This window comes from Agromyces sp. S2-1-8, assembly GCF_021129215.1.
Lineage (GTDB): Bacteria > Actinomycetota > Actinomycetes > Actinomycetales > Microbacteriaceae > Agromyces > Agromyces chromiiresistens.
In genome coordinates, this window is sequence record NZ_JAJOLP010000001.1 from 2,895,242 (window position 1) to 2,913,676 (window position 18,435).

An 18,435-nucleotide genomic window follows, 5' to 3' on the forward strand; every position below is an offset into this window, starting at 1 on the left:
CCGGCGACCGCAGGCGGCGACACCGAAGAAGGAGACACGCAATGTCGACGTACACCCTGCCCGACCTGCCGTACGACTACGCGGCCCTCGCGCCCCACATCTCGGCGACGATCATGGAGCTGCACCACTCGAAGCACCACCAGGCCTACGTGACGGGCGCCAACACCGCCCTCGAGCAGCTCGCGGAGGCGCGCGCGAAGGGGGAGCTCGCGAACGTCAACAAGCTCGAGAAGGACCTCGCGTTCAACCTCGGCGGCCACATCAACCACAGCGTGTTCTGGCAGAACATGTCGCCCGACGGCGGCGGCTCCCCCGAGGGCGAACTGTCGGCGGCGATCGACGACGCGTTCGGCTCGTTCGACGCGTTCCGCGCGCACTTCACGGCGACGGCGCTCGGCGTGCAGGGCTCGGGCTGGTCGGTGCTCGCCTGGGACTCGGTCGGCGCGCGCCCCGTCGTGTTCCAGCTCTTCGACCAGCAGGGCAACGCCCCGCTCGGCGTCACCCCGCTGCTGCAGCTCGACGTGTGGGAGCACGCCTATTACCTCGACTACAAGAACGTCCGCGCCGACTACGTGAAGGCCTTCTGGGAGATCGTGAACTGGGCCGACGTCGCGGCCCGCTTCGACCGCGCACGCTCGGCGACGAGCGGCCTGATCGTGCCGGGTGCCGCCTGAGCACGCCCGCACCGCGTCCGCCGAGGCGCCGGCGACGCCGGCGCCTCTCGGCGGCGCTGCTCGCCGTGCAGCTGCGCCGGTGGGGGCTCGTCGGCATCATCGTGCTCGTCGCGATCGGCACCCTGATCGCCGCACTGCAGGGCCGCTGACGCCCGACCTCGGTGACCGTCGCGGCCGACCGCGGCTCAGGCCGGCCGTGGCGGCCCGAGCCGCGGCGCGCGGTCGCGGGTGTCGCCGCCGCCGACCCGGTTGCTGCGCTCGGTGAGCGAGACGAGCGCGAGGTGGCGGTCTGCCGTCCAGCAGATGAGGCGGCCCTTCTGGTCCTTGTTGCGTCCGAGCACCCCGGCATCGGCGAGTTCCGCCAGGGCGCGCTGGGCGGCGGCCTTCGAGACGCCGTGACGGGTCGCGACGTGGTCGATCGTCTGCACCGGCTCGGCGGCGAGATCGCCGAGCACCTTCAGCACGACCGCGTCGCTGCGCGGGACGGCCGGCGAGGCGCCGCGCGCTCGGCGGCTCTCGACGAGCTGCCGGGTCAGTTCCTCGTCGAGGCGGTCGAGCTCGTCGGCGAGGCGGACGGCGTTGCCGGCGGCGAGCTCGGCCGCGTGCGCGAAGCCGATGATCCAGTCGTCGAGCGCGGGCGGGTCGGCGCGGAAGGCGGTGAGCCCCGCGAGATAGGCGTTCGTGTCGCCGGCGAACACGGTGCTGATCGGCACGAGCACGTTGCGCACCGCGTCGGCCCGCCGCAGCACCGTGTGGATGATGGCGCGACCGGTGCGGCCGTTGCCGTCGATGAACGGGTGGATCGTCTCGAACTGCGCGTGGGCGATCGCCGCACGCACGACCGGGTTCCCGTCGGTCGCCGTGACGAACCGGGCGAGATCGTCGACGAGGCGGGGCACCTCGGACTCGGGCGGCGGCACGAAGTCGGCGCGGAGCGGGCTCCACCCTGTGCCGCCCACCCAGTTCTGCTCGGTGCGAAGGCCGGGCGCGAGCGTCGGCTCGATCAGGTGCTGCAGCCGTTCGAGGTCGGCGGCGGTGACGGCCCGCTCGCGATCGGCGAGCTCGTCGATCGCGCGCTCGGTCGCGCGCACGTTCGCCACGACGTCGAGCGCGACCTTCGGCCCTGCCTCGAGCAGCTCGGCGATCGCGAGCCGCTTCGGCGTGATGCGGTTGCCCTCGATCCACGACGACGAGATGCTCTCGGAACGGATGAGCAGGTGGTTGAGGTACCTGCCCCGCGCGCCGATCCGTTCGTCGGCGCGCGCGAGCACGGCGAGCGCGTCTTCGGCGGCCCGGCGGGCGGCGCCGCCCGGCTCGGGCAGGCCCTCACCGAGCTCGTCGGGCACGTAGGCGAGGAATCGGCCCGGCTCGCGGTCCCGCCGGCTGAGGTGCCCGGCGTCGCTCGGGTGCCAGGTGCGTTCGACGAATCGGCTCATGGCGCCCTCCATCCGTCGACGATCGATCAGTATTTCAACTTTAGGTCATCTAAAGTTGAAATACTACGTCGGATGCCTCGGCTGTCCGCCGACCCAGCCGGATCGTCCGCGGCATCCGCACCGCCGGAACCACGCCGCCTAGGCGTCGGCCGCCGCAAGCTGCCCGCAGGCGCCGTCGATCTCCTTGCCGCGGGTGTCGCGGATGGTCGTCGGGATGCCGGCCGCCTCGAGCCGGCGCACGAACTCCTGCTGCACGTCCGTGTCGGAGGCCGTCCAGATGGAGCCCGGCGTCGGGTTCAGCGGAATCGGGTTGACGTGCACCCAGCCGCGACCGCGCTCGTTGAGCTTCTCCGCGAGCAGATCGGCGCGCCAGCCGTGGTCGTTCATGTCCTTGATGAGGGCGTACTCGATCGAGACGCGACGACCGGTCTTGTCGAAGTAGGCACGGGCGGCGTCGAGCGCCTCGTCGACCTTCCAGCGCGAGTTCACGGGGATGAGCTCGTCGCGCAACTGGTCGTCGGGGGCGTGCAGGCTGAGCGCGAACGTCACGGGGAGGTCTTCGTCGGCGAGCTTCCTGATGGCCGGCACGAGACCGACGGTCGAGACCGTCACGCCTCGTGCCGACATGCCGAGCCCCTCGGGCGCGGGCGCGAGCATCGTGCGCACCGCCGACATGAGCCGGGCGTAGTTCGCGAGCGGCTCCCCCATGCCCATGAACACGATGTTCGAGACGCGATCGGGCGTGTGGTCGCCCTTCTTGCGACCGCCGAGCTCTCCGCGTGCGAGGGCGGCGTTCGCCAGCACGACCTGCTCGACGATCTCGGCCGCCGACATGTTGCGCGTCAGGCCGGCCTGCCCGGTCGCGCAGAACGGGCAGTTCATGCCGCAACCGGCCTGGCTCGAGACGCACAGCGTGATTCGGCCCGGGTAGCGCATGAGCACGGACTCCACGAGGGCGCCGTCGTGCAGCTTCCACAGGAACTTGATCGTGTCGCCGTTGTCGGTCGTGAACCGGCGGACCTCGGTGAGGAGCTTCGGCAGCACCGTCGTGACGAGCTCGTCGCGCGAGGCCGCGGGCAGGTCGCTCATCTCGGCCGGGTCGTTCGTGTGGTGCACGAAGTAGTGCGTGGCGAGCTGCGCGGCGCGATAGCCCGGGAAGCCGAGCTCGGCGACGTGCGCCTTGCGGTCGGCCGGCGCGATGTCGGCGAGGTGCACGGGCGGCTTGCCGCGCTTGGGCGAGGCGAACTGCAGCATCGGCCGCCCGTCGGGGCCCTTCTTCTGCTCCCAGCCTTCGGTGGCCGGGCGCACCTGGCGAGGTTTCGTGGGGCGCACCGCAGCGGCGGCGGTCTGGTCGGTCGAGTTCGTCACCTCTCAAGGGTACGCGGCCCGGTCGGGCGAACGCTGGATGCCTCGTGGGATGCGCCGTCGGTATCGCCTCCCGATCATCGTCCCGCGCGTCAGGCGAGGTGCCCCGTGTCGTTGAAGGAGAGCACGCGAGGCTCGCGGTCGGACTGCCACTGCAGCACGGTCAGCGAGGCGTTCGAGACGGGGAGGCTGATCCATCGCCAGGCCGGGGCATCGAGCACGGACCGCACGAACCAGCCCACGACGAAGGCGTGGGTGATCGCGACCACGGTGCGATCCTGGTCGCCGATCGCGCTCAATGACCGGACGGCGGCGTCGAGACGACGCCCGTCGGGGTCGTGCTCGTCGGCGGGCACGTCGCGCAGGAGACGGTGGTACCGCTCGGGCACCGCCGAGAGGTCCTCGGGAACGGCGGTGCGATCCTCGACGTCGTCGCTCGCTCGGCTCGCCCAGCCGGCGTGCGCCGTCGCGACGATCGCGGCCGCGGCGGCGGCACGACGGCGCGAGCTGTGGAGCAGGACGTCGTCGTGGACATCGACTCGCATCGCCGAGAGCCGACGGGCGAGTGCGGCGGCCTGAAGCTCGCCGCGGGGCGACAGGCCCGGATCCGCACGCTCGTCATCGACGGCGGCCTCGGCGTGGCGGATCAGGTACAGGGTCGTCGTCGGCATGCCCCCACGATTCCACACCGCCGCGGTGGGGACTCCGGCCGCTCCGGTCTCGACACGACGAGGACTCGCGCAGGGTCGGCGGTGTCAGTCCGCCTCGCGGCGCGCGAGCGCGACCTTGCAGCGATGATCGGTGACGAACGGCTGGAGACCCTTGAGGGCGAGCGGACCACCGGTCTGGCGGAGCACGTCGCCGACGAGGCGAGCGTGCACCGAGCAGACGAGCGCCATGTCGTCGTCGATGAGATCGTGGTAGCGGCACGGCGCGAGTTCGAAGGAGAGCTCGGCCTCGTCGACCGCGGGCTCGAGCCCCGCGTCGTCGAGGTGCTCGTAGAGCACGTCGAGTTGCATGCGGGCGTCCTCGTCGAGGTCGCCGTCGATCACGCCCGTCGTGGCGCGCAGGAGGGCACCTCGCCGCCGCGCCCCCGCGATGCGCTCCCCCGCGACCGCGCTCGTCGCGGCATCCTGCACCGGATGGAAGCCGATCGGCGGTCGCCCGCGCGACTGCGTCGGCACGGCCACGCCGCGGATGAGGCCCTCGCGCTCGAGGACCTGCAGGTGATCGCGCACCGTGTTCGTCGGGATCCCGCTTTCCTCGGCGAGCTCGCTCGCACGGCGGCCGGGTTCGCGCTGGATGGCTCGGAGCAGGCGGATGCGGCTCGGCTGCGTGAGACCGCGGAAGTCTCCGACTCGACGTGGCACCCAGCAATTCTACGTCGTGTCGAATTAAACCGGTGGAACGGCGAGCGCACGCCGCGGCACGGTTCGAGACTCGGAGGGACGCGTTCTGTCGAATCTGGAAGGTACGTCATGCAGCTCTCTGCCGAGTCCGAAGCCATCGTCCGCGCGACCGCCGGCGTGGTCGCCGAGCACGCCGAGGAGATCACCAGGGTGTTCTACCCGGCCATGTTCGCCGCGCACCCCGAACTCCTGCGCGTCTTCAATCGCGCGAACCAGGCGATCGGCGAGCAGCCCAAGGCGCTCGCCGCCTCGGTCGTCGCGTTCGCCGTGCAGCTCATCGATCCTGACGCTCCCGATTTCACCCCGGTGATGCGGCGCATCGCGCACAAGCACGTCTCGCTGGGCATTACGGCCCGTCAGTACACGATCGTGGGCAAGCACCTGCTCGATGCGGTCGGTGCCGTGCTCGGCGACGCGGTCACCCCCGATGTGCGCGCGGCATGGGACGAGGTGTACTGGCTGTTCGGCTGCTCACTGATCGCGGAGGAGGCGAAGCTGTACGCGCTCGGGGGAACCGACCCCGAACACCCGTGGCGGAGCTACCGAGTGGTCGAGCGCTTCGAGGAGTCCGACGAGGTCTTCTCGCTCGTACTGGCACCCGTCGAGGGCGTCGTGCCCGGTCATCGCACCGGGCAGTACGTCGCGATCGCCGTCGACCTGCCCGACGGCTCGCGACAGCCGCGGCAGTACACGATCTCGTCCGGCCCTCGCGGGGACTCGCTGCGGGTCACCATCAAGCGCGTGCTCGGGGTCGACGGCGCGCCCGACGGACAGGTCTCGGGCTGGCTGCACGAGCACGCACGACCCGGCACGATCCTCGATGTCTCGCACCCGGCGGGCGATGTGGTGCTCGACGACTCGGACGCCCCGCTCGTGCTCGTCTCGGCGGGCATCGGCATCACGCCGATCGCGGCGATCCTCGAGAACCTGTCGCGCACGCAGCCGCACCGCACGGTGCGCCTGTTCCACGCCGATCGCGCGCACGACACGCATGCGCTGTATCCGTCCCTCCGCCGACAGGTGCTCGCCATGGACGACGCCCGCGCTCAGAACTGGTACGAGCGCGACGCCGCCGACGCCCCGACGCTGCACCCGGCCCTGCCGGGCCTGATGGACCTCGGCGACGTCGAGCTGCCCGACGGATCGACCGTGTTCATGTGCGGGCCGCTTCCGTTCATGCGCGCGATGCGCGAGACGCTCATGGCCCGCGGCATCCCGAGCGAGCAGATCCAGTACGAGGTGTTCGGCCCCGACCTGTGGGCGCAGAACCCGGCCGCCGTCCCGGCCTGATCCCGCACCGGGCGGCCTCGCACGAACGGGCCGCCCGGTGCAGACTGGGTGCATGGCCGTCGTCACCGCCGTACTCGGCGACATCACGGAACAGCACGTCGACGCGATCGTCAACGCGGCGAACAACGCGATGCGCGGTGGCGGCGGCGTCGACGGCGCGATCCACCGCGCCGGCGGCCCGGCGATCCTCGACGACTGCATCGCACGTTTCCCGTACGGCCTTGCGACCGGCGACGCGGGGTGGACGACCGCCGGGGTGCTCCCGGCGACCTGGGTCGTGCACACCGTCGGCCCCGACCACCGCTCCGGCGAGCGCGATCGTTCGCTCCTCGAGTCGTGCTACCGGCGCTCGCTCTCCGTCGCCGACGAGCTCGGCGTCCGCTCGATCGCGTTCCCGCTGGTCAGCGCCGGCGTCTACGGCTGGCCGCTCGACGATGCGATCGCGGTCGCGGTCGAGACGATCGAGGCGGCGGAGACCCGCGTCGACGAGGCTCGGCTCGTCACCCGCGATCCCGGGACGTTCGAACGGATCCGTGCGGCCCTCGCCGAACGCGGTTGACGGTCAGCCGCTCGTGAGGACGACGAGCTGCCTGGTCGTCCTCGTCATCGCGACGTAGCGGTCGACCGCGCCCTCGACGCCGTCACCGTCGCCGAAGCGATCGGGGTCGACGAGGACGACGAGGTCGAACTCGAGTCCCTTCGAAAGCTCGGGCGTGAGTGAGCGCACACGCGAAGTTCCGACGAAATCGGGCGCCCCGATCACGCACGCCGTGCCCTCGGGCTGCCCGGCGAGCCCGCGTTCGAGCACCGCGCCGAGTTCGCCGATCGAGCCGTACGCGACCGGCACGCCGCTGCGCCGGATCGACGTCGGCACGTTCGCATCCGGCAATGCGGCTCGGATGACCGGCTCCGCAACCGCCATCACCTCCTCCGGCGTGCGGTAGTTGATGCCGAGCGAGGCGAGCCGCGTGTTCGTGAGACCGAGGCGGGCGAGCCGATCGCTCCAGGTCTCGGTGAACCCGTGCCGGGCCTGCGCCCTGTCACCCACGATCGTGAGGCTGCGCGACGGACAACGGGCGAGCACCATCTGCCATTCGGCGTCGGTGAGCTCCTGCGCCTCGTCGACGACGATGTGCGCGAACGGCCCCGCGAGCAGTTCGGGATCGGTGCGCGGCCGGCTGTCGACATCGTCGGCGAGCGTGTTCGCGACGTCCTGGCCGCGCAGCATCGACATGATCAGCATCTCGGAGTCGTCGGCCGCGATGAGCTCGTCGCGCACCCGTTCGCGCTGCTCGAGCTCGGCGGCCGCCGCGAGCCGCTGCCTTCTCCGGCGACGGGTCGCCTCGGGATCGCCGATGCGACGGCGGGCAGCATCGAGCAGCGGCAGGTCGGCCGCGGTCCATGCCCGGGGCTCGTCACGCTGCAGGCGCGCCACCTGCGTCGGCGTGAGCCACGGTGCGCAGCGCTCGAGATAGGCGGGCACCGCCCAGAGGTCGGCGACGACGCCGGCCGGGTCGAGCAGCGGCCAGGCGCGGTTGAACACGCGCACGAGCTCCTCGTCCTGCTCGACCGCCCGCCGGACGAGGGCCGCCGGCACCTCGTCGTCGCCGACCTGGTCGACGAGGATCTCGACGAGCGCCTCCCACACCTCGGCCCGGCCGTCGTTGTGCGGCGTGCCGGCCTCGGGAGCGTGGAACGCCTCCGACCAGTCGGCGGCGGTCAGGATCGGTTCCGCCCACGGGGTCTCGACGACGAGCTCGTCGGCGGGCGGTCGCTCGTAGGCCCTGACGGCCGACTCGATCGCACCGACGAGTTCACCCGTCGCCTTCAGGCGCGCCGTCTCGGGGTCGCTCTCGGGTACCGCGCCCGCGCCCTCGTCGACGAGGTCCCGCAGCGTCGCCATCTGCACGCCCTCCTCGCCGAGGCTCGGCAGCACATCGTCGACGTACGACATGTATGCGTGACTCGGGCCGACGAACAGCACCCCGCCGCGCCGGGCGTCGAGCCGCGGGTCGGAGTAGAGAAGGTAGGCGGCACGGTGCAGCGCGACGACGGTCTTGCCGGTCCCGGGCCCCCCGTCGACGACGAGCGCACCGCGCGACCCCGCGCGGATGATCGCGTCCTGGTCGGCCTGGATGGTGCCGAGGACGTCGCGCATGCGGGGCGAACGGCTCGCTCCGAGGCTCGCGATGAACGCGGACTGGTCGTCGGGCGCGAGCCCGCCCGCGTGCTCGCCGGGCGTGAACACCTCGTCCCAGTAGTCGGTGATGCGGCCTCGGGTCCAGCGGTATCGCCGTCGGCTCGAGAGCCCCATCGGGTCGCCGTGCGTCGCCCCGAAGAACGGTTCGGCGGCGGGGGCCCGCCAGTCGATGAGCAGCGGTTCGCCGTCGTCGGCGCTCAGCCCCGCTCGTCCGACGTAGACGGGCTCGCGGCCGTCTGTTCCGACCATTCGGCCGAGGCACAGGTCGAGACCGAAGCGCCGCAGCAGTCGCAGCCGGCCGCTCAGGCGATGGATCTCGAGGTCCCGATCGAGTCCGGCCTGCCCGCCCCGGGCGGGTGCGGCGCGCAGTTCGGCGAGCCGGGACTCGGCCTCTGCGACCTGCGCGTCGAGGCGCTCGGCGATGCGCGCGAAGTGCCGCACGTCGACGGCGATCGATTCGGGCGCCGCCTTGGCGGCGAGGCGGTCGGGCAGGGCGAAGACGTCGGTGGACGAGAGGGTCAAATGCGCGCTCCAGATCGGCGGAAAGCGTCCATCATGACCCCGACGGGGGCCCTTGCCGCAAGCCCCCCTCCCCCGGATAGACTGGACGTGGCGGGACGGGGTCCCGCCATTCGCATGCCGGCGAGGCCCGGGCCTGCGGCCCTCGGCGAGTATCGCACCGACGCCACCCGCTCCCGATGCATCCGCCGCGCACCCGTGCCGACATCGGCGCACATCGCCGAGGCCGCCGAGACCTGCGCCCGCGATTCACGCAGTTCACGTGATGCCGCACGGCGAGCGCGCGCCCTTTGATGGACTCGCACCCCTCGACGAGGCGGTGCGACCGACGAAGGGAGCCGGCACGTGTCGGAACAGACCACTGAGGACCTCGACCTCACCGAGGAAGAACTGGGGCCGATCGACTACATCGTCGTCGAGTTCCCGGCGGGGGCGACCCGATTGACGGGCGAGGCCGCCGCCGAGCTCGCAGCGCTCGTCGCGTCCGAGACGATCCGGGTGCTCGACCTCGTCGTCGTGCACAAGCGCGAGGACGGATCGATCGACGTCGACGAATTCGAGGACTTCGAGGACCTCGGCCCGCTCGGCGTCATCGAGGCGTCGCTCGCCGACGTGCTCGCCGAGGCCGACCTCATCGACATCTCGGCGGCGATGGAGCCCGGCAGCGCCGCGGCCGTGCTCGTCTGGGAGAACACGTGGGCCGCCCCGTTCGCGGTGGCCCTGCGCAAGACTGGCGGCCAGCTCATCGCGTCGGGCCGCATCCCCACGCAGGCGCTGATCGCCTCGATGGCGAAAGAAGGAGAGTAGAAGATGCCCATCGGAATCGGACGCGTCGGACGCGTCGGCATGATCGGTCGCCCCGTCGCGCGCACCGCGGCAGTGGTCGGCACGGCGAAGGTCGTCTCGAACGGCATCGACCGGCGACAGGACCGACGACAGGACCGCCGCGAAGATCGGCGCGACCGCCGCTTCTGAGCGGCGCGAGACGAGCGGATGCCTCGGTGGGATGTCGATCCCGCCGAGGCATCCTCATGTCAGCGGTCGACCAGCCCTCGTCACGCGGATCTCGAGGCAGCGCCGTGCAGGTCGACGCCTCACAGCGGTCGCCGGAGACGACGAAGCCCCGGTGAGAATTCATTCTCACCGGGGCATTTGCGTCGGGCTGACAGGATTTGAACCTGCGACCCCTTGACCCCCAGTCAAGTGCGCTACCAAGCTGCGCCACAGCCCGATGCTCCGGCATCTCGCCGAGGCAACTTGACCATCATAGCGGTATCCGGAGGGGTGCTCGTGCACGCGCGCACGTCGACACCTGCACCCCCGCTCGCGGCCTATCCCCCGACGCACGCCTGTGGCACGATCGAGCCATGTCGACGACCGACCCCGTGGGGCGACTCCGCTACGAGCACGGCACGGTCGCCGCGCGCGACTCCTACCGCGAGGCAGGGCGCGAGGCGCGGCAGCATGCGAAGCGCTCGAGGCACGCGCGCTACGAACCACCCGAGCATCGCGACCCGCTCGGCATCATCGAGCGCCAGAACGCCGACCGGCTGCAGGCGCTCGTGCCGCTCCGCATGGCGCGCATGGCCGAGAGCCCATTCGCGTTCTTCCGCGGCACGGCCGCGCTGCAGGCGGCCGACCTGGCGAGCTCGATCGACACGGGCTTCTTCGTCGTCGCCTGCGGCGATGCGCACATCAGCAACTTCGGCGTCTTCGCCGCGCCCGACCGCAGCCTCGTGTTCGACCTGAACGACTTCGACGAGGCATCGCTCGCCCCGTGGGAGTGGGACCTCAAGCGCCTGGCCACGAGCGTCGTGATCGGCGCCCGGTCGAACGGGTTCGACGACGACACCGGCCGCGAGGCGGCGGCTCACGCGGTCGCGGCCTACCGGCGAAGCATCCACCGCATGACCGACCTCTCCCCCGTCGAGCGGTTCTACCTCCGCGACCTCGGCAACCCCGCCGGCGGCAGGCACGCCAGTTCGCGTCTCGCGATCCGGCGCGTCGTGAAGGACGCGTCCAAGCGCACGTCCGAGCGGGTCGCGGCCAAGATCATGGATCGGGATGCCTCGGGGGCGCCGTTCATCCGCGAGCAGCCGCCCACGCTGACCCACGTGCCCGCCGAGATCGAGGCGCGCCTGGGCGGCATCGTCGAGGACTACCTGCGCACCGTTCCGCCCGACGTCGCGATGCTCATGTCCCAGTACACGGCGACGGATGTCGCTCGCCGAGTCGTCGGCGTGGGCAGCGTCGGCACCCGGTGCTTCATCGTCGTCTTCGCCGGATCGCACGGCGACATCGTCATCCTGCAGGTGAAGGAGGCGGGCCGGTCGGTGCTCGACGAGTTCGGCGGACTGCGCGATCGCGAAGACCGGCCGCCGTCGGCCCGGATCGACGAACTCACGGGCGGCGCACGGGTGGTCACGCTGCAGCGGATCCTGCAGTCCACCTCCGACCTGTTCCTCGGGCACATCACCGTCGAGGGCCGGGGATACTACGTGCGCCAGTTCCGCGATCTGAACGCCTCGTTCGACCTCGCCGACCTCGATCGACCGGCGTTCTTCGACTACGTCGAGGCCTGCGCGACGAAGCTCGCCCGTGCGCACTCCCAGAGCCCGCGAGCCGGGTTCATCGCCGGATACACGGGCCGGAGCAAACGGTTCGACGCGGCGATCGCCGAGTGGTCGCTCGCGTACGCCGAGCAGTCGCGCGCCGACTACGAGGCCTTCTGCGCGGCGATCGAGGCCGGGCGGTTCCCGGTCGCCGAGCACTAGAGGTACGTGCGCACCTCGTCCATGAACGCCGTCGGATCGTCGACCCAGATGCGCACCGCGTCGACGAGCTGCGCTCCCCCGGCGGCACCGTGCCCGGGCAGCAGCACCGGGGTGGGCCGCTCGAGCTCGATCTCGATGACGGTCTCGTTGTTGACGCGCAGCAGCAGCATCCGCGCGGCATCCGCACCGTCGCCCGTCTCGACGATCTTCGGGGACTTGGGCTCGTCGACGCGCAGTCGACGCGCCACCGAGGCGATGTCGTCCCATTGCAGCAGCACGTCGGTCTCGAGCCCGGCACGCACCCGGATGCCGGCCGGGCCGACCGTGTGCGGCCGGACGAGGTAGGCGCAGAGGAGCCCGAACATCCACGTGAGCCCCCAGATGCCGAGCACGAGGAGGGGAATGCGCACGGCCGGCCAGCGATGCACGACGAGATCGAAGATCGGGATCTCCACCGCCGACAGCACGATGAAGATGATGAGCACCGTCAGCACCGGCCGATGGTAGCCGAACCCCGCGCCGCCGCGCTCGATCGCGGGGCGCCGGGCGATGAAACGCCCGATGCTCGCGTAGATGGCGAGTTCCATTCGAAGCGCCCGCTTCACGACCTCCCAGGCGCCGCGCAGGCCGGAGGCCGCGCGGTCGGTGCCCACCGCGGTGCTCACGACGCACCCGCCGGGCCGTCGGCCGCCTCCGCGACGAGGTCGCGGAGGCGCTCGGCGATGGCGGTGATGCCGCGCTCGAGCGCCGCCCGGTCGCCCGGCGCGACCGCGCCGAGCAGATCGGCCGTGAGGTCGGCATGCTCCTGCTGCATGTTCGCCATCAGTGTCGCTGCGGATGGCTCGAGCGAGACGACGATCGCCCGGCGATCATGCGGATGGGGCGAACGCAGGACGTATCCGCCCGCCTCGAGCGCATCGACGAGGCCCGTGACGTTGCGGGGGCTCACCTCGAGCCGGGCCGCGAGCGCGTGCTGGGTCGAGGGGCCGTTCGCCGCGAGATCCCAGAGCACCCGCACGCGCGAGGGCGTGAGCGGGGTGCCCGCGAACGCGCGCGCCATGTCCTTCTGGAAGAGTTCGCTCACCTCCAGGAGGCGGTCGAGCACGGTGATCTCGGGCGTCATATCGTGAGTCTACTGCATTGTTACCTACATTCACGATTCGCCGTGGCGATGTCGGTGGTGACCGCTAGCGTGGGCTCCATGATGAGCGATCTGAGCGGTGAGCTCGAGCCGAATCCGCTACGCGTCGTGCCGGCGGGCGATGTCCCGTTCGCCGATGTCGAGGCCGTGTTCGGCACGAAGGGCGACCCCGCCCGGTGCTGGTGCCAGTGGTTCAAGCTCCCGCCCGCCGACTGGCGCACCGCGTCCCCCGACGACATGAGAGACCTCCTGCATCATCAGCTCGAGGCGTCCGGCACCGGTCCGGGCCTCCTCGCCTACGACGACGAGACCCCGGTCGGCTGGTGCGCCGTCGAGCCGCGGCCGAGGCTCCCCCGCTTGCAGCGCAGTCGCATCATCGCCGGTGCGACCCCCGAGCCCGATTTCGACGACGAGAGCGTCTGGGCCGTGTCGTGCTTCGTCGTCCCCCGTGAGTACCGCATGCGGGGCGTCGGTCGTGCGCTCGCCGTCGCCGCCGTCGACTACGCGCGCGCGAACGGCGCCCGCGTGCTCGAAGGGTACGCCATCGATCCGGCCGAGCGGGCGAAGACCCCTGCCGCCGACCTCTACCACGGCACCGTCTCGATGTTCGTCGACGCCGGTTTCAACGAGGTGGCGCGTCCGCGGTCCGATCGCGCGATCATGCAACTCCAGCTCGACTGAGGCGGGGAAGGCGGGGCGAACCTGCCGGCATCGCGCGTGCGGGCGGCGCTACGATGACCTCATGTTCTACGGAATGGGTGGTTGGCACGTCCTCGTCATCTTCGGGGTGCTGCTCGTGTTCGCGCTGGTCGTCGCCGCGATCGTCGTCCCCATCGTGCTCGTCACCCGACGCCAGGGCGCAGTCGACGACCGCGCCGCCGCGCTCCCACGGTCGGTCGAAGCGCGCCTCCGAGAGCTCGACGACCTGCGGAATCGCGGTGTCGTATCCCCGGGCGAGTACGAGGCCCAACGGGCGGCGATCATCCGCGAGCTCTGATCGAGCCCACGCGTCAGTCACCGACGCGCTCGAACACCCGCGCGCGCACGTGCAGCTCGTCGATCGCCGCGGGCAGCCCGCGCAACCGAGCGGCAGCCTCGGCCTGCACAGCCGCCGCGAGCTCGCGGTATGCGGCGATCGACGCCTGGCCACCGCCACCATCGCCACCGTCGCCGTCGCCGCCGATGGCGGCGAGATCGTCGGCGAACAGGCATGCATCCCGATGCGCGCCCAGCAGGTCCTGCACCGCCTCCGCCGCGACCGAGACGGCCCGCGCCTCATCGCCGAACACCGGCACCGGCCCGTCGGTCACGGCGTCCACGGCGTAACGCAGTCGTCGCGCGGCTCGGCGAAGGCGATGCAGCGATGCGAGGTCGCTTCCTGCCCGTGCCCATGCCCGTCTCACGCGCGCTGCCTCCGCCACGAGCGGCCCGGCCAGCCCCACCTCGAGCGCCGCCCGGGTCTCGGGCGCGCCGCGCCGCGCCGGCGCCTGGGCGGCGAGGAACCCATCGATCGGCGCCGCCATCGGACCGCCGGAGCGGAGCCCCGCGACGAGTCGCGCATGCGCACGTCGGTGCCGGGCTCGGACGTCGTCGACGAGTCGCCTCCGCATCGCGGCGGGCACCCGGGCATCGAGGCGCGCCTCCGCCTGGGCGACCCGAACCTCGAGATCCCGCACGCGGCCGAGCACATCGCCGAGCCCGGCGAGTTCGTCGCGAACGTGAGCGACCTCGGCGCGGTCGAACAGCCTCCGGTACGCGGCGAGCACGCTGCGAATCCGGCGGACGAGCACTCTCGCCTGGTGCACCGCGTCGTGTTCGTCAGCGGACACCGCCGGAGCGAGCGCCGAGAGCCGGGCCGAATACTCCGCGAGGGCTGCGATGACGACCGCGCGCGCCCGGCCGGAGGCATCCTCATGCATCGGGCGCCCCGAGGTCGACCCGCACCCGCTTGACGCGCGCGGTCGCGCCGCGCACGATCTCGACGTCGCGCTTCGGCACGCCGAAGTGCGACGCGATCGCCGCGACGACGCCGGCGTTCGCCGCACCGTCGACGGCGCGCTCGCGCACGAAGACGGTCAGCGACGCCGCCGGGTCGTCGTCGGTCGCCTCGACGAGCGGACCCTTGCGACTGCCGGGCTTCACCCGGACGGTGACCTCCATGGGCCGCTCCCCGTGCCGCCGACGCTAGCGCTGGCGGCGTTCGCGCACGCGCATGTTCACGACGATCGGCGTGCCCTCGAAGCCGTAGACCTCGCGCAGGCGCCGCTGGATGAAGCGGCGGTAGCCCGGGTCGAGGAACCCCGTCGTGAACAGCACGAATGTCGGCGGGCGGCTGCCCGCCTGGGTGCCGAACAGGATGCGCGGCTGCTTGCCGCCGCGCACCGGATGGGGGTGCTCCTGGGTGAGCTCGGTGAGGAAGGCGTTGAACTTGCCGGTCGGGACACGGGTGTCCCAACCCTCGAGCGCGGTCTCGAGCGCGGGGACGAGCTTCTCGAGATGACGGCCGGTGCGCGCCGAGATGTTCACCCGGGGCGCCCACGTCACGTGGTGCAGGTCCTGCTCGATCTCCCGCTCGAGGTAACGGCGGCGGTCGTCGTCGAGCTGGTCCCACTTGTTGTAGGCGAGCACGAGCGCACGACCCGACTCGAGCACGAGGTCGATGATGCGCACGTCCTGCTCGGAGATCGGCTGCGTCACATCGAGCAGCACGACCGCGACCTCGGCCTTCTCGAGGGCGGCCTGCGTGCGCAGCGACGCGTAGAAGTCGGCGCCCTGCTGCAGGTGCACCCTGCGGCGGATGCCCGCCGTGTCCACGAACCGCCAGATCTTTCCGCCGAGCTCGATCTGCTCGTCGACGGGATCGCGCGTGGTGCCGGCCAGGTCGTTGACGACCACCCGCTCCTCGCCTGCGGCCTTGTTGAGCAGCGAGCTCTTGCCGACATTCGGCCGGCCGACGATGGCGACCCGGCGGGGGCCGCCGAACTCCTCCTTCGCGACCGCAGAGACCTGCGGCAGCACCTTGAAGACCTGCTCGAGCATGTCGGCCACGCCGCGGCCGTGCAACGCGGAGACCGGATACGGCTCACCGAGTCCGAGGTTCCACAACGCAGCGGCCTCGGGCTCCTGGCGGGCGTCGTCGACCTTGTTCGCGACGAGGAAGACGGGCTTCTTCGTCTTGCGCAGCAGGCGCACCACGTGCTCGTCGGTCGCAGTGGCGCCGACGGTCGCGTCGACGACGAAGAGCACGACGTCGCAGAGGTCGATCGCGACCTCGGCCTGGGCTGCGACCGAGGCGTCGATGCCCCTCGCGTCGGGCTCCCAGCCGCCGGTGTCGACGAGCGTGAAACGACGATCGAGGTATTCGCCCTTGTACGAGACGCGGTCACGGGTGACGCCGGGGGTGTCCTCGACGACGGCCTCGCGGCGACCGAGGATGCGGTTCACGAGCGCCGACTTGCCGACGTTCGGGCGACCGACGATCGCGATGACCGGAAGGGCGGGCAGGTATCGGATGCCCTCCTCGCCCTCCTCCGAGAGCTCGAGCACCTCGAGGTCGTCGTCGTCGAGCTCGTAGTCGCTGAGGCCCGAGCGCAGGGCTGCCGCCCGCTGCTCGGCGAGCTCGTCGTCGACGTCGGCGAGCCGCTCGGCCAGGCCGTCGTCCGCGACGTCGCCGTACTCGTCGCGCAGGTTCTCGTCGCGCTGGTCGGTCATGCTGTCTCCTGGAAAGATCGTGGGCGCGAATGCGCGCGGCTACCAGTCTGCCGTATGCCGGCTGGGAACTCGGGATGCCGCCGCGGTCTCCCGCGTGACGGGGCGGTCGCGGGAACGACCGGATCGGGCCTCGTCAGGCGCGGGCCTCGACGACCGCGATCATCGCGTCGACGGTCTGGTCGAAGTCGAGTTCGGTCGAGTCGACGGTCGTGACGCCCTCGGCGGCGGTCATGAACTCGACCACCTTCGAGTCGGCGGCGTCGCGCTTGCGCATGGCCTCGCCGACGGCATCGACCGAGCTGCCGATGAGCTCGGCGGCGCGCCTGGCCATCCGCACCTCCTCGGAGGCCGTGAGCAGCACGCGCACCGGCGCGTCGGGGGCGACGACGGTCGTGATGTCGCGACCCTCGACGACGATGCCGGGGCGCACCTCGGCGGTCATGATCGACCGGAACAGCTCGATGAGGTGCGTGCGCACCTCCGGCACACGGGCGACACGGCTCACGACAGCCGAGATCTGCGGGTCGCGGATCGCCTCGGTCACGTCGGTCGCTCCGACGTGCACGCGGTATCCGGCCGGGTCGGTGCCGATGCGGTAGTCGAAGCTCGCGAGGCACGCGACGACGGAGTCCGCGTCGTCGGTGTCCACGCCCGACGCCTCGACGTGCCAGGCGAACGCGCGATACGCCGCGCCGGTGTCGAGGAATCCGTACCCGAGTCGCTTGGCGACGGCTTTCGACACGCTCGACTTGCCGCTGCCGGCGGGGCCATCGACGGCGACGACGACGGGGATCTCCACGGATGCCTCCATTTGGTGGTGGTTCGGGCCGGCTCAGCCGGCGATGCGCCAGCCGCGCTCGGCCAGCTCATGGGTCAGTCGGTCGGCTGCCTCGGGCACGACCTGCACTTCTGCGAGGCCGACCTGTCGTCCAGGCGAGTGCTCGAGCCGCAGGTCTTCGAGGTTGACGCCGATCTCGCCGATCTCGGCGAGCAGCCGCGCCAACTGGCCCGGCCGGTCGTCAACCATGACGACGACGGTCGTGAAGCGCTTGTCGGTGCCGTGCTTGCCCGGCAGGCGCGAGACGCCGGTGTTGCCACCGGTCAACTCCTCGGCGACGCGGCGCCGGGCGCCGGGTGCCGCCGGATCGCCGAGCGCGTCGATGAAGCGGTCGAGGTCGTCGCGGAAGGCGACGAGGATGTCGCGGACGGGCGCCGAGTTCGCGCCGAGGATCTGCACCCAGAGGTCGGGGTCGCTCGCGGCGATGCGGGTGACGTCGCGCACGCCCTGCCCTGCAAGCCCGAGCGCCGCATTGGGCGCGTCGATGAACCGGCGGGCCATGACGCTCGCCACGACCTGCGGCACGTGCGAGATGAGGGCAACCCCGCGGTCGTGCTCGTCCGGGGTCATTTCGACGAGGGTCGCCCCGAGGTCGAGGATCAGGTCGTCGATCGCCCCGGCGCGCTGGTAGCTGATCGCGTCGTGCGCGGCGACGACCCAGGGCCGGCCCGCGAAGAGGTCGGCTCGGGCGGCGAGCGGGCCGCCGCGTTCGCGCCCGGCGAGCGGATGCGAGCCGATGTACCGCGAGACGTCGGCGCCGCGGTCGACGAGTTCGTCGAGGATCCCGGCCTTCACGCTCGCGACGTCGGTCACGATCGCGTCGGGGAACGCCGCGAGCTCGTCGGCGACGACGCGCGCCGTCACGTCGGGCGGCACCGCGACCACGATGAGCTGGGGCGCGTCGTCGGGCCGGGCGGGACGCCCGGCGCCGAGATCGGTCGCGATCGCCACGTGCGTCGGCGAGGCGTCGGCGAGGATCACGTCGAGGCCTCGGCCCCGCAGCCCCAGTGCGACGCTCGTGCCGAGCAGGCCGGCACCGACGACGCGCACCGGGCCGGTGAGCCGCGATTCGACCACG

At 71.7% G+C, this 18,435-nt stretch carries 20 protein-coding genes and 1 tRNA gene; 8 read left to right on the forward strand and 13 right to left on the reverse strand.

The window, feature by feature from the left end:
• The first annotated feature begins 41 nt into the window (after positions 1-41).
• Positions 42-674 carry a superoxide dismutase gene (locus tag LR269_RS13270; RefSeq protein WP_231431240.1) on the forward strand — a complete coding sequence of 211 codons (633 nt, stop codon included), beginning with the start codon at positions 42-44 and terminating at the stop codon, positions 672-674.
• Between the two features lie 185 nt (positions 675-859).
• Here the strand turns inward: LR269_RS13270 and LR269_RS13275 are convergent, their stop codons facing one another.
• The 4 genes from LR269_RS13275 to LR269_RS13290 all read right to left on the reverse strand — a co-directional run bounded on the left by LR269_RS13275 (position 860) and on the right by LR269_RS13290 (position 4,845).
• Positions 860-2,110, reverse strand: coding sequence for a Fic family protein (locus LR269_RS13275; protein WP_231431241.1), 1,251 nt, complete (start codon positions 2,108-2,110; stop codon positions 860-862).
• A gap of 138 nt (positions 2,111-2,248) precedes the next feature.
• The gene (gene rlmN / locus LR269_RS13280) at positions 2,249-3,478 is read right to left on the reverse strand and encodes a 23S rRNA (adenine(2503)-C(2))-methyltransferase RlmN (protein ID WP_231431242.1); all 1,230 of its coding nucleotides are present in this window, start codon (positions 3,476-3,478) and stop codon (positions 2,249-2,251) included.
• 89 nt (positions 3,479-3,567) lie between these two features.
• Complete coding sequence (locus LR269_RS13285; RefSeq protein ID WP_231431243.1) at positions 3,568-4,146, reverse strand: histidine phosphatase family protein; 579 nt, start codon at positions 4,144-4,146, stop codon at positions 3,568-3,570.
• Positions 4,147-4,230: 84 nt separating this feature from the next.
• On the reverse strand, positions 4,231-4,845 hold the full coding sequence (locus tag LR269_RS13290; protein ID WP_231431244.1) for a helix-turn-helix domain-containing protein: 615 nt from the start codon (positions 4,843-4,845) through the stop codon (positions 4,231-4,233).
• Between the two features lie 108 nt (positions 4,846-4,953).
• Here LR269_RS13290 and LR269_RS13295 point away from each other — a divergent pair, with 108 nt between their 5' ends.
• Complete coding sequence (locus LR269_RS13295; RefSeq protein ID WP_231431245.1) at positions 4,954-6,174, forward strand: globin domain-containing protein; 1,221 nt, start codon at positions 4,954-4,956, stop codon at positions 6,172-6,174.
• 52 nt (positions 6,175-6,226) lie between these two features.
• Positions 6,227-6,733 (forward strand): O-acetyl-ADP-ribose deacetylase, encoded by a 507-nt coding sequence (locus tag LR269_RS13300; protein WP_231431246.1) that lies wholly within the window; start codon positions 6,227-6,229, stop codon positions 6,731-6,733.
• A gap of 3 nt (positions 6,734-6,736) precedes the next feature.
• Here the strand turns inward: LR269_RS13300 and helR are convergent, their stop codons facing one another.
• Positions 6,737-8,896, reverse strand: coding sequence for an RNA polymerase recycling motor ATPase HelR (helR, locus tag LR269_RS13305; protein ID WP_231431247.1), 2,160 nt, complete (start codon positions 8,894-8,896; stop codon positions 6,737-6,739).
• A gap of 342 nt (positions 8,897-9,238) precedes the next feature.
• Between helR and LR269_RS13310 the strand changes: the two genes are divergently transcribed.
• Both LR269_RS13310 and LR269_RS13315 read left to right on the forward strand, forming a co-directional pair.
• Positions 9,239-9,700: a DUF6325 family protein gene (locus LR269_RS13310; protein WP_231431248.1), complete on the forward strand. Its 462-nt coding sequence runs from the start codon at positions 9,239-9,241 to the stop codon at positions 9,698-9,700.
• 3 nt (positions 9,701-9,703) lie between these two features.
• Positions 9,704-9,868 carry a hypothetical protein gene (locus LR269_RS13315; protein WP_231431249.1) on the forward strand — a complete coding sequence of 55 codons (165 nt, stop codon included), beginning with the start codon at positions 9,704-9,706 and terminating at the stop codon, positions 9,866-9,868.
• A gap of 182 nt (positions 9,869-10,050) precedes the next feature.
• Here the strand turns inward: LR269_RS13315 and LR269_RS13320 are convergent.
• Positions 10,051-10,124, reverse strand: a tRNA-Pro gene (locus LR269_RS13320).
• A 136-nt stretch (positions 10,125-10,260) separates the two neighbouring features.
• Between LR269_RS13320 and LR269_RS13325 the strand changes: the two genes are divergently transcribed.
• Positions 10,261-11,667 (forward strand): DUF2252 domain-containing protein, encoded by a 1,407-nt coding sequence (locus LR269_RS13325; RefSeq protein WP_231431250.1) that lies wholly within the window; start codon positions 10,261-10,263, stop codon positions 11,665-11,667.
• On the opposite strand, the gene LR269_RS13330 is transcribed toward LR269_RS13325, so the two are convergent.
• Positions 11,664-12,332 (reverse strand): hypothetical protein, encoded by a 669-nt coding sequence (locus LR269_RS13330; RefSeq protein ID WP_231431251.1) that lies wholly within the window; start codon positions 12,330-12,332, stop codon positions 11,664-11,666. The genes LR269_RS13325 and LR269_RS13330 overlap by 4 nt on opposite strands.
• Complete coding sequence (locus tag LR269_RS13335; protein WP_231431252.1) at positions 12,329-12,790, reverse strand: MarR family winged helix-turn-helix transcriptional regulator; 462 nt, start codon at positions 12,788-12,790, stop codon at positions 12,329-12,331. Before LR269_RS13335 ends, LR269_RS13330 begins: the two co-directional genes overlap by 4 nt.
• A 78-nt stretch (positions 12,791-12,868) precedes the next feature.
• Here LR269_RS13335 and LR269_RS13340 point away from each other — a divergent pair, with 78 nt between their 5' ends.
• A complete protein-coding gene (locus LR269_RS13340; protein WP_231431253.1) occupies positions 12,869-13,489 on the forward strand; it encodes a GNAT family N-acetyltransferase in 621 nt (206 codons plus the stop codon).
• A 61-nt stretch (positions 13,490-13,550) separates the two neighbouring features.
• Entirely contained in the window at positions 13,551-13,805 is a 255-nt protein-coding gene (locus tag LR269_RS13345; protein ID WP_231431254.1) for a hypothetical protein, read from the forward strand.
• A gap of 13 nt (positions 13,806-13,818) precedes the next feature.
• Here the strand turns inward: LR269_RS13345 and LR269_RS13350 are convergent, their stop codons facing one another.
• The 5 genes from LR269_RS13350 to LR269_RS13370 form a co-directional block, all read right to left on the reverse strand.
• Positions 13,819-14,727, reverse strand: coding sequence for a CHAD domain-containing protein (locus LR269_RS13350; protein WP_231431255.1), 909 nt, complete (start codon positions 14,725-14,727; stop codon positions 13,819-13,821).
• Positions 14,720-14,968: a DUF167 domain-containing protein gene (locus LR269_RS13355; protein ID WP_231431256.1), complete on the reverse strand. Its 249-nt coding sequence runs from the start codon at positions 14,966-14,968 to the stop codon at positions 14,720-14,722. Before LR269_RS13355 ends, LR269_RS13350 begins: the two co-directional genes overlap by 8 nt.
• Before the next feature lie 24 nt (positions 14,969-14,992).
• Entirely contained in the window at positions 14,993-16,519 is a 1,527-nt protein-coding gene (der, locus tag LR269_RS13360; protein WP_231431257.1) for a ribosome biogenesis GTPase Der, read from the reverse strand.
• 133 nt (positions 16,520-16,652) lie between these two features.
• Positions 16,653-17,330, reverse strand: coding sequence for a (d)CMP kinase (cmk, locus tag LR269_RS13365; RefSeq protein WP_231431258.1), 678 nt, complete (start codon positions 17,328-17,330; stop codon positions 16,653-16,655).
• 21 nt (positions 17,331-17,351) lie between these two features.
• The gene (locus tag LR269_RS13370; protein ID WP_231431259.1) at positions 17,352-18,434 is read right to left on the reverse strand and encodes a prephenate dehydrogenase; all 1,083 of its coding nucleotides are present in this window, start codon (positions 18,432-18,434) and stop codon (positions 17,352-17,354) included.
• Between the last annotated feature and the right edge of the window lies 1 nt (position 18,435).